We start from the raw sequence: 14117 nt of genomic DNA, 5'->3' as shown, positions 1-14117 counted from the left end.
CGGCGACCGCCTCCAGCGGTGACTACCTGTACTGGGTCTTCCCCGCCGACGCGGGGCAGCGCCCCACCGTCGACGCCACGGTGACGCTGCCGTCGCCGCCGACATCGCCGACGCCGCCACCAGTAAGGCCGCTCCGCCGCGTGGGGCGCGGGGGAGTACTCCGCCGCCGCCCGGGGAGCCCGGGGTTCCGGGGGCGCGGCCGGGTGGGGCGCCCGCCTACGTACCCACGCAGCTGGTCTCGCAGCTCGGGCCCGAGGGGCCGCAGCCCGCCGGGCCGCCCACGCCGCCGCCGCCGGGCGGGGGCGTGCACCACGCCGCGACCATGCTGGCCGACCCCAGTCAGCTCGGGTCCGGTCCCCAGCCGCCCGCGCCTCCCGGGCCGCCCGGCGCCCCCGGTGCCGCCCGCGCGCCCCAGCCGCCGGGGCCGCCCGGTGTGCCCGGCGCGCCGCAGCCCCCCGGTGCGCCCGGTGTGCCCGGCGCCGGTGGCGGTGCGCACCACGCCGCGACGATGCTCGCCGACCCCAGTCAGCTCGGGGCCGGTGGGCGGCCCGGCGCGCCCCAGCCTCCCGGGCCGCCCGGGGTGCCGGGCGCGCCGCAGCCTCCCGGTGCGCCCGGGATGCCCGGCGCTCCCGCCGGTCCCGGTGGCGTCCACCACGCGGCCACCATGCTCGCCGGGCCCGCCCAGATGGGGCCGGGCGCGCCGCAGCCGCCGAGGCCGCCCGCGTACGGCTATCCGCAGCAGCCCACCGGGGTGCCGACCGTGGGGCCGGGGTACCAGGCCGTGCTGCGCTACCGCGCCGCCGACGGGTCCGAGCAGCAGCTCATCCGGCGCTCGGCGCCCGGCATCCCGCACCCCGAGTGGCAGATCTTCCACGAGCTGCGCCAGATGAACGTGCCGCCGGACCACGTCCTGGAGCTGCACACCGAGCTGGCGTCGTGCGAGCTGCCCGGCGGCTACTGCGCGCGGATGATCCGGGAGACCTGGCCGCAGGTGCGGATCACCTCCGTCGCCCCGTACGGCACGGACCACGCCTCCCGCCGCCAGGGCGTCCAGCACCTGCTCACCCACCAGGGGGAGCTGGCACAGGTGGCGGACGGTCCCGCCCGGCCGCAGCCGGTGCGCGCGCCGCTGCCGCAGGTGCAGCCCGCGCCGCCGCTGCCCCCGGAGGGCGTGGCGCACGAGCTGGCCGGTGCCTTCGGGCCGCAGGGCGTCTTCCGCTTCGACCAGCGGGCGGTGTCCCGCCAGGGCGTGCCCGAGGCCGTCGCGGTGACGCTGGTGTGGGCGGGTCTGCCGGTGGACTTCGGGCCGTTCTTCTGGGCGCAGGCCGTGCCCGGCCAGCCGGTCCCGACCCTCGCCGAACTGGCCGCCCAGCGGCAGGTGCAGGCGGCCCCGGACGCGGGCTCGTACCTGGTCATGGGCTCCGATTTCGGCCGGGCGATCTGTGTCCAGTACGGCACCGCGCACATTGTCGCGGTGCCGGTGGAGGCGGGCCCGGGCGGTCAGTCCGTGCCGCCGCAGTTCGTGAACTCCGGGCTGCCCGAGTTCGTCCGCTGCATGGCGCTGCTCGGGCGGATGTGGCGGCTGCGCTACGGGCTCAACCCCGAGCAGGCGGGCCGCTGGACGGTCGACTTCCAGGCGCAGCTCGCCGCGCTCGACCCGGCGGCGCTGGCCTCGCCCGAGAGCTGGTGGTCGGTGCTGCTGGAGCAGTTCTGGGACGGGCTGCTCTGAGCCGGCGGCCGACGGCGTACGTATCCGTACGTAGGGAAGTGCGTTGACAGGACGAGGCGTTCGCCGCACCGCGCGGCGGGCGCCTCGTCGCCGTTCCGGCCTCCGTTCCCGTACGGCTTCCGGTCCTGACGGCAGTTGACGCATCCTTGGCCGTTGTGGATGGGCGGAGTGTCGCGTTATGACCACTTCGCTTCGATCCAGCAGGATGTGCCCCGGACAAGCCGGAGAGGTCGGAGGACGTCAACGATGAGTGCAGCGCCCGAACCACCGCAGTCACCCCGGGGTATCGCCGTCGTGCGGGGCGGCCGGGGCTACCGGACCGACCAGGTCGACCACCGGCTGGGCGTCCTCGGCGAGGAGCGCGACGCCGCGTGGGAGCGCGCGGCGCGGCTCACCGTCCTCGCCAAGCGCATGGAGGCGGAGGCGGCCGCCCTGCGCGACCGGGCCGCGGCGCTGGGCCCGCAGTCGTACGAGGCGCTCGGCCGCCGGGCCCAGGCGCTGTACGCCCTCGCGGTCGAGGAGGCCGACGCCGTACGGGCGGCGGCCCAGGAGGAGGCGGCGGCCGTACGGGACGCGGCCGACGCCGCCGGGCGCCGGGCGCGCGAACGCGCCCGCGAGCACGCGGACACCGTCCGCGCCGAGGCCGAGGAGCGGGCGCGGCACCTGCTGCTCGCGGCCCGGGCGAGCGCCGACGAGCACCGCGGGAAGGCCCGGGCCGAGGCGGACGAGTGGCGCGCCGAGGCGGCGGACGCGCTGCGCGAGGTGCGCGAGCGGACCGGGGCCGCGCGGGCCGAGCAGGAGCGCGAGCACACCGCGCGCTTCGAGGCCCTCGACCGGGAGACGGCCGCGCGGGAGGCGGAGCTCGACGCCCGCCACGCCGAGCTGACCACCCGGGCCGAAGCCGCCCTGGCCGACGCGGAGCGGGCCTTCGCCGAGGAGCGGGAGGCCGCCCGCCACGGCCAGGAGGACGCCGACGCGCGGGCCGCGGAGCTGGTCGCGGCGGCGCGGGTGCGGGCCGAGCGGATCGCGCGCGAGACCGAACGGGTGCTGCGGGAGCACGCCCAGGCCCGGGAGGAGGCCGTCGCGCACATGGCGCACGTACGCAGCAGCCTGGCGGGGCTGACGGGGCGGGCACCGGCGGAGGGCTGATCCGGCGGAGCCCCGGGGCCCGGGGGCGGCAGGGCCGCAGGGCCGGGGCGACGCGACCTGGGTCCCGGAGGACTGGGCGGCTGAGCCGCCGCGGCCCCCGGCCCGGAAGGGCCCGTCCGCCCGGACCCCGGGCCCCGATCCCGACTCGTCGGGAGCCCGGCCCCACGCGTCAGCGCCGTGCGCCCGCCAGGATCCAGCCCTCCACCGCCTCGTACCGCTGCCGCTGGGCGTAGACGTCACGGCGGCTGAGCACCGTGCCCAGCCAGCCCACCGCGAAGCCGAACGGGATGGAGACGATGCCGGTCGTGGTGAACGGGAACCAGGCGAAGTCATGGGCGGGGAAGACGGCTTGGGGCGAGCCCGACACCAGCTTCGTGCCCGTCATCACCACCACCGTGAAGAGCGTGCCGCCGATCAGCGTGCACAGCAGCCCGGCCCGGGTGTAGCGGCGCCAGAACAGGCTGAGGACCAGGGCCGGGGCCAGGGCGGACGCGCCCAGGCAGAACGAGAGGGTGACCAGCGGCTGGAGGTTGTGGCTCTGGGCCGCCGTCGCCAGCGCGATCGCCGGGACGCCGACGGCGAGCGCGGCGACCCGGGCCGTGTTCGTCTCGGTGGCGTCCCGCACCCCGGTCCGGCCGCGCACCGCGTGCGCGACCAGGTCGTGGGCGAGGGAGTTGGCGCACGCCAGGGTCATCCCCGAGATGGAGGCCAGCAGCGTCATGAAGATCGCGGTGGCGACCGCGGTGAAGAGCAGGGTGCCGGCCGTCGACGCGTGCGGGCCGACGAGCGCCTGGCTGGTCAGCAGGATGGACGTCCTGCCCTGCGGGTCCGCCGCGGTGAGGGCGCGCCGGCCCACGACGGCCGCCGCGCCGAAGCCGATCACGATCAGCGCGAAGCAGATCACCACGACGGCCGAGACCGCCCAGGAGAGCGAGCGCCGCACCGCGCGGGCGCTGCGGGCGCTGTACATCCGCATGGTGATGTGCGGCAGGCAGGCCGCGCCGATCACCACCGTGAGCTGCGAAGTGACCATGTCCAGCGCGTCGCCGCCGAACTGGAGCCCGGAGGAGAGGTACGCCGGACCCGCGCCGCTGCCCCGCGCCGCCTCGCCGAGCAGACGCCCGGGGCTCCAGCCGTACCGGTTCAGGACCAGGGCGGCGACGGTGAGCGAGGAGAGTGCGAGGACGACGGTCTTGACCGCCTGGATGAACGCCGTGCCCTTCATGCCGCCGATCGCCGCGTAGCCGATCATCAGCAGCCCGAGCATCACGACGCAGCCGGTCTTGAACCGCGCGGTGTCGAAGCCCAGGACGAACGCGATGAGGTCGCCCGCGCCGGCCAGCTGGACCACCATCAGCGGCAGCAGCGCGGCGAGCGTGACCAGGCACGCGGTGACCCGGACGGCGGGCCCGGGCGCCCGCCGCGCGAACGCGTCGCCCATGGTGAACTTCCCCGCGTTGCGCAGCGGTTCGGCCAGCAGGAACATCAGCAGCACGAGCGAGAGGGCGGTGCTCAGGGTGAGGACGAGACCGTCGTACCCGGTCAGCGCGATGACGCCGACCGTACTGAGCACGGTGGCCGCCGAGACGTAGTCCCCGGCGATGGCCAGGCCGTTGCGCAGCGGCGAGAGCGAGCGGTAGCCGGTGTAGAACTCGCCGAGGTCGTCGCGGTCGGGCGCGGTCATCACGCACAGGAGCAGGGTCACGGTGATCACCGTGATGAACGCGACCAGGGACATGGCCCGGGCGTCGGAGGCGAATTCGGTCATCGGGGGCCTCCGTCCGTGTACCGGCGGGAGTGCGCCGGCCGCTGTGCCGCCCGGTGCCGCAGCGCCGCGGCGAGCGGGTCGACGGTGCGCTGGGCGGTCCACTCGTACACGGCCGCGGCGGCGAGCGTCACGGGCAACTGGCAGAGGCCGAGCAGCAGTCCGGCGGTGAGGCCGCCGGTTATGTGCCGGGAGAGGAGCCCGGGGGCGTACCCGGAGAGGAGCAGGAAGAGGACGAAGTAGCCGAGGGCGGTGAGGGTGGAGACGCGTCGCAACAGACGGTAGGCGGACCGGAGTTGGGGGAGGCCGGGAGAGGGGTGGTGGTGCGTCATCGGCTGCTCCTTGCAGAGGGGGGACGGGGAGCCGGAAGCGCTGGTGGGTGGCGGCGAACTTACCGGTCGGTATGGAGGCTGGGGAGCCCTTGGGAGGAAAATTTCGGCGGGTGGATTGGTTACCGTGGGTAAGTTTTCTCTCGCGTCCCCGCACCCAGGCGCCGGGGCCCGGAGGAGCGCGAGGAACCGCGCGAGCGCCCGAGCGGCCGACACGCCGCAGCACCGCCGCGCCCGCCCGCCGACCCGGACCACCCGTCTCCACCCCCTCGCCCCCGCCCTGAGCGGCGACAGAGCGCGTCCGGGTGGAGACGCCCCCGACGGGACTCAGCCCTGGGGTGGAGAGCCCCTACGGGTTCCTCCCTACTTCAGGGCAGGGGGCGTTCGTCCTGGCGGAGGACGAGAAGAGGGGGAGCGGTTCTTTAACGTGGTCCTACATCGAGCGGCTGCGGGGGGCCGCAGGTGGGAGGTGGGGCTAACCCCCCACTCAAGACACCGCCGGGCACCAGGGTGCCGGGCGTCCTCGATCGCCAGACTCAAGACGTACGCACGACACGCGGCGGCGACGAGGCTCCGGGATCACCGGACGAGCCGAGCCACCGGCGCTTGGACGCACTGACTCGCAACGAGGAGAAGAACCGTGACAACGGCTGTGACCATTCCCAGGCACGGGGGCACTGGAGGGCAAACGGCGGTCGCGGCTCGGGCGCGCCAGGTCGTCAAGGCGTACGGGTCGGGCGAGACCCGCGTCGTGGCCCTCGACCACGTGGACGTCGACATCGCGCGGGGGCAGTTCACCGCGATCATGGGCCCGTCGGGCTCCGGCAAGTCCACGCTGATGCACTGCCTGGCCGGGCTCGACACGGTGACGGGCGGACAGATCTACCTGGACGACACCGAGATCACCGGCCTCAAGGACAAGAAGCTCACGCAGCTGCGCCGCGACCGCATCGGCTTCATATTCCAGGCGTTCAACCTGCTGCCGACGCTCAACGCGCTGGAGAACATCACGCTCCCCATGGACATCGCGGGCCGCAAGCCCGACCGGGAGTGGCTGGACCGCGTGGTGGAGACCGTCGGGCTCGCCGGGCGGCTCAAGCACCGCCCCACCCAGCTCTCCGGCGGTCAGCAGCAGCGCGTCGCGGTGGCCCGCGCCCTCGCGGCCCGGCCCGAGATCATCTTCGGCGACGAGCCGACCGGCAACCTGGACTCCCGCGCGGGCGCCGAGGTCCTCGGCTTCCTGCGCCGCTCGGTCGACGAGCTGGGCCAGACCATCGTGATGGTCACCCACGACCCGGTCGCCGCCTCGTACGCGGACCGGGTGCTCTACCTCGCGGACGGCCGGATCGTCGACGAGATGTTCCGCCCGACCGCGGAAGCCGTGCTCGACCGCATGAAGGACTTCGACGCGCGGGGACGGACGTCATGACCGTGCTCAAGACCTCGATGCGCAACTTCCTCGCGCACAAGGGACGGATGGCCCTCTCGGCCGTCGCGGTCCTGCTCTCGGTGGCGTTCGTGTGCGGCACGCTCGTCTTCACCGACACCATGAACACCACCTTCGACAAGCTCTTCGCGGCCACCGCCGCCGACGTCACCGTCAGCCCGAAGAACGCCAAGGCCGACGACCGCCCGCAGACCGGCCGGCCCGAGACGCTGCCCGCCTCGGTCCTGGAGAAGGCGCGCGGCGCCGCCGGGGTGAAGTCCGCCGAGGGCGGCGTCTCCAGCTCCAGCGTCACAGTCGTGAACTCCGAGAACAAGAACATGGGGTCTTCCAACGGAGGCCCCACGATCGCCGCCAACTGGACCGGCAACGACCTCAAGGCGATGGAGATCACCTCCGGCCACGCCCCGCGCGGGCCGACCGAGATGATGGTCGACGCCGACACCGCCGACAAGCACGACCTGAAGATCGGCGACGAGCTGCGCACCATCGCGGTCACCGGCGACTTCACGGCGAAGATCACCGGTATCGCCTCCTTCAAGGTGACCAACCCGGGCGCGGCGATCGTCTACTTCGACACCGCCACCGCCCAGCGCGAACTGCTCGGCCGCACCGGCCTGTTCACCAACGTCTCGCTCACCGCCGCCGAGGGCGTCAGCGACGTGCAGCTGAAGCAGAACGTCGCCGCCCGGCTCGGCGCCGGTACGTACAAGCTGGAGACCGCCGCCGAGGCCAAGGAATCGGGCCGCGACTCGCTCGGCTCCTTCCTCGACGTGATGAAGTACGCGATGCTCGGCTTCGCCGGAATCGCCTTCCTCGTCGGCATCTTCCTGATCATCAACACCTTCTCGATGCTGGTCGCCCAGCGCACCCGCGAGATCGGTCTGATGCGGGCCATCGGCTCCAGCCGCAAGCAGGTCAACCGCTCGGTCCTGGTCGAGGCGCTGCTGCTCGGCTTCTTCGGCTCGGTCCTCGGCGTCGGCGCGGGCGTCGGTCTGGCCGTCGGCCTGATGAAGATCATGGGTTCGATGGGTCTGGAGCTGTCCACCGACGACCTCACGGTCAAGTGGACGACCCCCGTGGTCGGCATGCTGCTCGGCATCGTCGTCACCGTCCTCGCCGCCTACCTCCCGGCCCGCCGGGCGGGCAAGATCTCGCCCATGGCGGCCCTGCGCGACGCTGGTACGCCGGCCGACGGCAAGGCGGGCCTGATCCGGGCGATCATCGGCCTGGTCCTCACCGGCGCCGGTGCCGCCTCGCTCTACGCCGCGGCCCACGCCGACAAGGCGAGCTCCGGCGCGAGCGTCCTCGCCCTCGGCGTGGTGCTCACGCTCATCGGCTTCGTGGTCATCGGCCCGCTGCTCGCGGGCGGTGTGGTGCGGGTGATCAGCGTCCTGGTGCTCCGGATGTTCGGCCCCGTCGGCCGGATGGCCGAGCGCAACGCGCTGCGCAACCCGCGGCGTACGGGAGCGACCGGCGCGGCCCTGATGATCGGACTCGCCCTGGTGGCCTGCCTCGCCGTGGTCGGCTCCTCGATGGTGGCCTCGGCCACCGCCGAGCTCGACAAGTCGGTCGGCGCGGACTTCATCGTCCAGTCGGGCGGCAACGACGGCCGGCCGATCGTGCCGCAGGCCGCCGACGCCCTGCGCAGGACCCCGGGCATCGCCCACGTCACCGACTACAAGTCGGTGGACGTGAAGATCACCACCCCGGACGGGAAGACCGGCGACGAGGACCTCGCCGCCGCCAGCCCGACCTACGCCGAGGACCTGCGGCGCGAGACGGTCTCCGGCAAGCTCTCCGAGGCGTACGGCAAGGACGCGATGTCGGTCGGCGACAAGTTCGCCGGGGACCACGGCGTGAAGGTCGGTTCCACGCTGACCGTCGCCTTCAAGGGCGGCCGTACGGCCCATCTGAAGGTCGCGGCGATCACCTCGGACGACACCAACGTCGACAAGGGCGCGATGTACACCAACGTCACGACCGCCGAGCGCTATCTGCCCGCCGACCGGGTGCCGAAGAACATGATCATGTTCGCCAAGGCCGAGGACGGCAAGGCCAAGGAGGCCTACGCGGCCCTGAAGGACGCGCTGAAGAAGTACCCGCAGTACAAGGTGCAGGACCAGACGGACTTCAAGAAGGACCTGAAGGACCAGATCGGCCAGCTCCTGAACATCGTCTACGGCCTGCTGGCCCTCGCGATCATCGTCGCGGTGCTCGGTGTGGTGAACACGCTGGCCCTGTCGGTGGTCGAGCGGACCCGGGAGATCGGCCTGATGCGCGCCATCGGCCTCTCGCGCCGCCAGCTGCGCCGGATGATCCGCCTGGAGTCGGTGGTGATCGCCCTCTTCGGCGCCCTGCTGGGCCTCGGCCTCGGCATGGCCTGGGGGACGACCGCGCAGAAGCTGCTGGCCCTGGAGGGTCTCGGCGTCCTGGACATCCCGTGGCCGACGATCCTCACCGTCTTCGTCGGGTCGGCGTTCGTGGGTCTGTTCGCCGCCCTGGTCCCCGCCTTCCGGGCGGGCCGCATGAACGTGCTCGGAGCGATCGCGAGCGAGTAGCCGCCGTACGGGGGTCGGCGGGGTGGCCCCGGGGAGTCCGCACGGACTCTCCGGGGCCGCTTCATTTGCGGCGCGGCCCGTTCAGAGCCGGCTGAGGCCCCGCTTGAGGCGCTTGCCCAGGGGCCGCTCCACGTACCGGTGCACCAGCCAGGACACCAGCAGCATCAGCGCGATCACCCCGCTGACCAGGGGGACGGGCTGCACCTGGGGGGAGAGCGCGCCGATGATCTCCCAGCCGATGTACTCGTGGAGAAGGTAGAGCGGATACGTCAGGGCGCCCGCGTACGGCAGCCAGCGCCACTGGATCCAGGACAGCTTGCCCGTGGCGACCAGGCCCATGACCGCGAAGCACGCCGCCATGATCGCGGCGACCGGCCAGTACGGCATGGGGTGGCTCAGGCGCTCCTGGGCGTGCTCCCAGGTGCTGCGGGTGGCGGGCAGCGAGGCGGCGAGGCTGAACAGGACGATGCCGCTGAGCATCAGGTTCGGCCGGAACCGGTACATCAGATAGAAGGCGACACCCGCGATGAAGCACCAGCTGTTGTCCGGCATGACGATCATCCGCAGGGTGACGGAATCCGACTGGTAGGCGAGTGCGCTCGCCACGGCCCAGGCGCAGCAGAAGAACAGGACGCGGCGGTAGGTCAGCCCGCGCCAGGCCACCACCGCGAAGAGCAGATAGAACCGCAGCTCCGCGAAGAGGGTCCAGTAGACGCTGTCGACGCTCTGGACGCCCATCGGCTCCTGGAACATCGTGAGGTTGGTGGCGACGACGTCGAACGAGGGCGCGCGCAGCCCGCCCGGCACGGCCGTCACGACCACGGTGGTGGCGATGACCGCGAACCAGTACGCGGGGTAGAGCCGCACCACGCGCGAGACGAAGAACGACTGGAGCGGCTTGCCCCAGCTGCTCATACAGATCACGAAGCCGCTGATGAGGAAGAAGAGCTGGACGCCGAGCCAGCCGTAGGCGGCCACCGGATACGTGAGGGGGAATCTCGCCCGGGAGTCGGTTTCCGGCCATCGGCCGGTGAGCGCCATGTAGTGGAACATGACGACCGTCAGGGCCGCGAGCAGGCGCAGGCCGTCGAGGGCGTAGATGCGGCTCGGGCGACTCCCCTCGACGACGGAGCCGGTCCGCTGCGGGATGCCGGTGCTGGAGAGCACCGGCTCGGGCTGAAGGAGCGCTGTCCGCGCCTGGTCGGGCATGTCGAGCGGGTTCCCCTCGGGCACTGATTTCATGGCGGTCTCGCCGCGACGCCGCCGTTTTGCCAGGCGTTCGGCACGTCCGCCGGAGCCTATGGGTTTCCCCATCATTTGCAAAGGCTCACCTTTTACTCAGGAATACCGCCGAAGGGGTGAACCTGGTCGCGCGCGCCCCCCGGCCCGCTTCCCGCGCGGGTGTCACACGGTCGGCGGGGGCGGCGCGCAGCACCCCGGTGGGGGGCGGGGGGCCGGGCGGCGGGCGGGCGTAGGCTGGAAACCCCGGCCCGTACGACGTGTCGGGCGGTTCGCGTTGCCCTCTCCCCGGGATGGAAGCCCTTCATGAGCCTGCACGGTCTGCTGGACGCGGTAGTACGGGACCCGGCGCTCGCCGAAGCGGTCAAGGCCGCGACCGACGGCCACCGCATGCATGTCGACCTCGTCGGCCCGCCCGCCGCGCGGCCCTTCGCGGTGGCCGCCCTGGCCCGGGAGAGCGGACGCCCGGTGCTCGCGGTGACCGCGACCGGGCGCGAGGCGGAGGACCTGGCGGCGGCGCTGCGCTCCCTGCTGCCCGCGGAGGAGGTGGCCGAGTTCCCGTCCTGGGAGACGCTGCCGCACGAGCGGCTCTCGCCCCGCAGCGACACGGTGGGCCGCCGGCTCGCGGTGCTGCGGCGCCTGGCACATCCCCGGGACGACGACCCGGCGGCGGGCCCGGTCAGCGTGGTGGTCGCGCCGATCCGTTCCGTTCTGCAACCGCAGGTCAAGGGCCTGGGCGAGCTGGAACCCGTGGCGCTGCGGACGGGTCAGTCGGCGGATCTGAACGCGATCGTCGAGGGTCTGGCGGCCGCCGCGTACTCGCGCGTGGAGCTGGTCGAGAAGCGCGGCGAGTTCGCGGTCCGCGGCGGCATCCTGGACGTCTTCCCGCCGACCGAGGAGCATCCGCTCCGGGTGGAGTTCTGGGGCGACGACGTCGAGGAGATCCGGTACTTCAAGATCGCGGACCAGCGGTCGCTCGAAGTCGCCGAGCACGGTCTGTGGGCTCCGCCCTGCCGCGAGCTGCTGCTCACCGACGAGGTGCGCGGCCGGGCCGCCGCCCTCGCCGAGCTCCATCCGGAGCTGGGCGAGCTGCTCGGCAAGATCGCGGAGGGCATCGCGGTCGAGGGCATGGAGTCGCTGGCGCCGGTCCTGGTCGACGAGATGGAGCTGCTGCTCGACGTGCTGCCCAAGGGCTCCATGGCGGTCGTCTGCGACCCCGAGCGGGTGCGCACCCGGGCCACCGACCTGGTGGCGACGAGCCAGGAGTTCCTCCAGGCGTCCTGGGCGGCGACGGCCGGCGGCGGCGACGCCCCGATCGACGTCGGCGCGGCCTCGCTGTGGGGCATCGCGGACGTCCGCGACCGGGCCCGTGAGCTCGGCATGATGTGGTGGTCCGTCTCGCCCTTCGCGGCCGACGACACCGACCCGGACACGGCGGCGGCCGCCGAGGCGGGCACCCTCAAGCTCGGCATGCACGCGCCGGAGACCTACCGGGGCGACACCCAGCGGGCGCTCGCGGACACCAAGCAGTGGCTCGCGGACGGCTGGCGCGTGGTCTACGTCACCGAGGCGCACGGCCCGGCGGCCCGCACCGTGGAGGTCCTCGGCGGCGAGGGCATCGCCGCCCGCCTCGCCGTGCTGGACCGGGAGAAGGCCGGCCCGGACGGGTTCGCCCCCTCGGTGGTCCACGTCGCCTGCGGCGCCATCGACCACGGCTTCGTCGACGGGGCGCTGCGCCTGGCCGTGCTCACCGAGACGGATCTGACCGGGCAGCGCACGGCCAGCAAGGAGCTGGGCCGGATGCCGGCCCGCCGCCGCAAGACCATCGACCCGCTCACCCTCGAAGTGGGCGACTACATCGTGCACGAGCAGCACGGCGTGGGCCGTTACCTGGAGATGGTCCAGCGGACCGTCCAGGGCGCCACCCGCGAGTACCTGCTCGTGGAGTACGCCCCCGCCAAGCGCGGCCAGCCCGGCGACCGGCTCTACATCCCCACCGACCAGCTGGAGCAGGTCACCAAGTACGTGGGCGGCGAGGCACCGACCCTGCACCGGCTCGGCGGCGCCGACTGGACCAAGACCAAGCAGCGCGCCAAGAAGGCCGTCAAGGAGATCGCCGCCGACCTCATCAAGCTGTACTCGGCGCGGATGGCCGCCCCCGGCCACGCCTTCGGCCCCGACACCCCCTGGCAGCGCGAACTGGAGGACGCCTTCCCGTACGTGGAGACGCCCGACCAGCTCTCCACGATCGCCGAGGTCAAGGAGGACATGGAGAAGACGGTCCCGATGGACCGGCTGATCTGCGGCGACGTCGGCTACGGCAAGACGGAGATCGCGGTCCGCGCGGCCTTCAAGGCGGTCCAGGACGGCAAGCAGGTCGCGGTCCTGGTGCCCACCACGCTCCTGGTCCAGCAGCACTTCGGCACCTTCTCCGAGCGGTACGGCCAGTTCCCGGTGAACGTGCGGGCGCTCAGCCGCTTCCAGACCGACACCGAGGCGAAGGCGACCCTGGAGGGCCTCAAGGACGGCTCCGTCGACATCGTCATCGGCACCCACCGCCTCTTCTCCTCCGAGACCAAGTTCAAGGACCTCGGCCTGGTCATCGTCGACGAGGAGCAGCGCTTCGGCGTCGAGCACAAGGAGCAGCTGAAGAAGCTGCGCGCCAACGTGGACGTGCTGACCATGTCCGCCACCCCCATTCCCCGCACGTTGGAGATGGCGGTCACCGGCATCCGCGAGATGTCGACGATCACCACCCCGCCGGAGGAGCGCCACCCGGTGCTCACCTTCGTCGGGCCGTACGAGGAGAAGCAGATCGGCGCCGCGATCCGGCGCGAACTGCTGCGCGAGGGCCAGGTCTTCTACATCCACAACCGGGTCGAGTCCATCGACCGGGCGGCGGCGCGGCTGCGCGAGATCGTGCCCGAGGCGCGCATCCGCACCGCGCACGGACAGATGGGCGAGTCCGAACTGGAGCAGGTCGTCGTCGACTTCTGGGAGAAGAAGTTCGACGTGCTCGTCTCGACCACGATCGTCGAGTCCGGCATCGACATCTCCAACGCCAACACCCTCATCGTCGAGCGCGGCGACAACTTCGGCCTCTCCCAGCTCCACCAGCTGCGCGGCCGCGTCGGCCGCGGCCGCGAGCGCGGGTACGCCTACTTCCTCTACCCGCCGGAGAAGCCGCTCACCGAGACCGCCCACGAGCGCCTGGCGACCATCGCCCAGCACACGGAGATGGGCGCGGGCATGTACGTGGCGATGAAGGACCTGGAGATCCGCGGCGCGGGCAACCTGCTCGGCGGCGAGCAGTCCGGCCACATCGCGGGCGTCGGCTTCGACCTGTACGTACGGATGGTCGGCGAGGCCGTGGCGGACTACCGGGCGCAGCTGGAGGGCGGGGAGCAGGAGGAGGCCCCGCTGGAGGTCAAGATCGAGCTCCCGGTCGACGCGCACGTCCCGCACGACTACGCGCCGGGCGAGCGGCTGCGCCTCCAGGCCTACCGGGCGATCGCCTCGGCCACCTCCGAGGACGACATCCGGGCCGTCCGCGAGGAGCTCACCGACCGGTACGGCAAGCTGCCCGAGCCGGTGGAGAACCTGCTCCTGGTGGCCGGGCTGCGGATGCTGGCGCGGGCCTGCGGGGTCGGCGAGATCGTGCTCCAGGGCGCCAACATCCGCTTCGCGCCGGTGGAGCTGCGCGAGTCCCAGGAGCTGCGTCTGAAGCGGCTCCACCCGCGCACGGTCATCAAGGCGCCGGCCCGCCAGATCCTGGTGCCGCGCCCGACGGCCGGCAAGATCGGCGGCAAGCCGGTGGTGGGCCGCGAACTGCTGGCGTGGACGGGCGAGTTCCTCACCACGATCCTGGGGTCGTGAGCGCGGTGCGGGCCCGCGCCGCCGT

The 14117-nt window shown here is 72.9% G+C and carries 7 protein-coding genes and 1 pseudogene; 5 read left to right on the top strand and 3 right to left on the bottom strand.

The genetic code is table 11. The annotated features are described in order from the left end of the window. Positions 1-94 precede the first annotated feature (94 nt). Positions 95-1729: pseudogene (locus ABZ404_RS38290) on the top strand (SUKH-4 family immunity protein); the annotation flags it as partial. 246 nt (positions 1730-1975) lie between these two features. Next, complete coding sequence (locus ABZ404_RS38285; RefSeq protein WP_358991632.1) at positions 1976-2878, top strand: cellulose-binding protein; 903 nt, start codon at positions 1976-1978, stop codon at positions 2876-2878. Positions 2879-3047: 169 nt separating this feature from the next. Here ABZ404_RS38285 and ABZ404_RS38280 read toward each other — a convergent pair whose 3' ends face one another. Then, positions 3048-4646 carry a cation acetate symporter gene (locus tag ABZ404_RS38280; protein ID WP_358835704.1) on the bottom strand — a complete coding sequence of 533 codons (1599 nt, stop codon included), beginning with the start codon at positions 4644-4646 and terminating at the stop codon, positions 3048-3050. Continuing rightward, positions 4643-4975, bottom strand: a complete 333-nt coding sequence (locus ABZ404_RS38275; RefSeq protein WP_358835703.1) for a DUF485 domain-containing protein — start codon at positions 4973-4975, stop codon at positions 4643-4645. The genes ABZ404_RS38280 and ABZ404_RS38275 overlap by 4 nt, the downstream gene beginning before the upstream one ends. Positions 4976-5612: 637 nt before the next feature. On the opposite strand from ABZ404_RS38275, the gene ABZ404_RS38270 reads away from it, so the two are divergent. Beyond that, entirely contained in the window at positions 5613-6401 is a 789-nt protein-coding gene (locus ABZ404_RS38270) for an ABC transporter ATP-binding protein (protein WP_358835702.1), read from the top strand. Further along, positions 6398-8977, top strand: coding sequence for an FtsX-like permease family protein (locus ABZ404_RS38265; RefSeq protein ID WP_358835701.1), 2580 nt, complete (start codon positions 6398-6400; stop codon positions 8975-8977). The genes ABZ404_RS38270 and ABZ404_RS38265 overlap by 4 nt, the downstream gene beginning before the upstream one ends. 81 nt (positions 8978-9058) lie before the next feature. Here ABZ404_RS38265 and ABZ404_RS38260 read toward each other — a convergent pair whose 3' ends face one another. Further along, complete coding sequence (locus ABZ404_RS38260; protein WP_358835700.1) at positions 9059-10219, bottom strand: acyltransferase; 1161 nt, start codon at positions 10217-10219, stop codon at positions 9059-9061. A gap of 303 nt (positions 10220-10522) precedes the next feature. On the opposite strand from ABZ404_RS38260, the gene mfd reads away from it, so the two are divergent. Then, positions 10523-14092, top strand: coding sequence for a transcription-repair coupling factor (mfd, locus tag ABZ404_RS38255; RefSeq protein ID WP_358835699.1), 3570 nt, complete (start codon positions 10523-10525; stop codon positions 14090-14092). Positions 14093-14117: the final 25 nt, after the last annotated feature.

This window comes from Streptomyces sp. NPDC005878, assembly GCF_040629815.1.
Classification (GTDB): Bacteria; Actinomycetota; Actinomycetes; order Streptomycetales; family Streptomycetaceae; genus Streptomyces.
The sequence above is the reverse complement of the archived record's forward strand: the minus strand, read 5'-3'. Positions and strand labels throughout refer to the sequence as shown.

Bases quoted from the DNA above. Each gene is read 5' to 3' on its own strand.
- mfd (WP_358835699.1), top strand. From the start codon at position 10,523: ATGAGCCTGCACGGTCTGCTGGACGCGGTAGTACGGGACCCGGCGCTC.
- ABZ404_RS38265 (WP_358835701.1), top strand. From the start codon at position 6,398: ATGACCGTGCTCAAGACCTCGATGCGCAACTTCCTCGCGCACAAGGGA.
- ABZ404_RS38275 (WP_358835703.1), bottom strand. From the start codon at position 4,975: ATGACGCACCACCACCCCTCTCCCGGCCTCCCCCAACTCCGGTCCGCC.
- ABZ404_RS38285 (WP_358991632.1), top strand. From the start codon at position 1,976: ATGAGTGCAGCGCCCGAACCACCGCAGTCACCCCGGGGTATCGCCGTC.
- ABZ404_RS38280 (WP_358835704.1), bottom strand. From the start codon at position 4,646: ATGACCGAATTCGCCTCCGACGCCCGGGCCATGTCCCTGGTCGCGTTC.
- ABZ404_RS38260 (WP_358835700.1), bottom strand. From the start codon at position 10,219: ATGAAATCAGTGCCCGAGGGGAACCCGCTCGACATGCCCGACCAGGCG.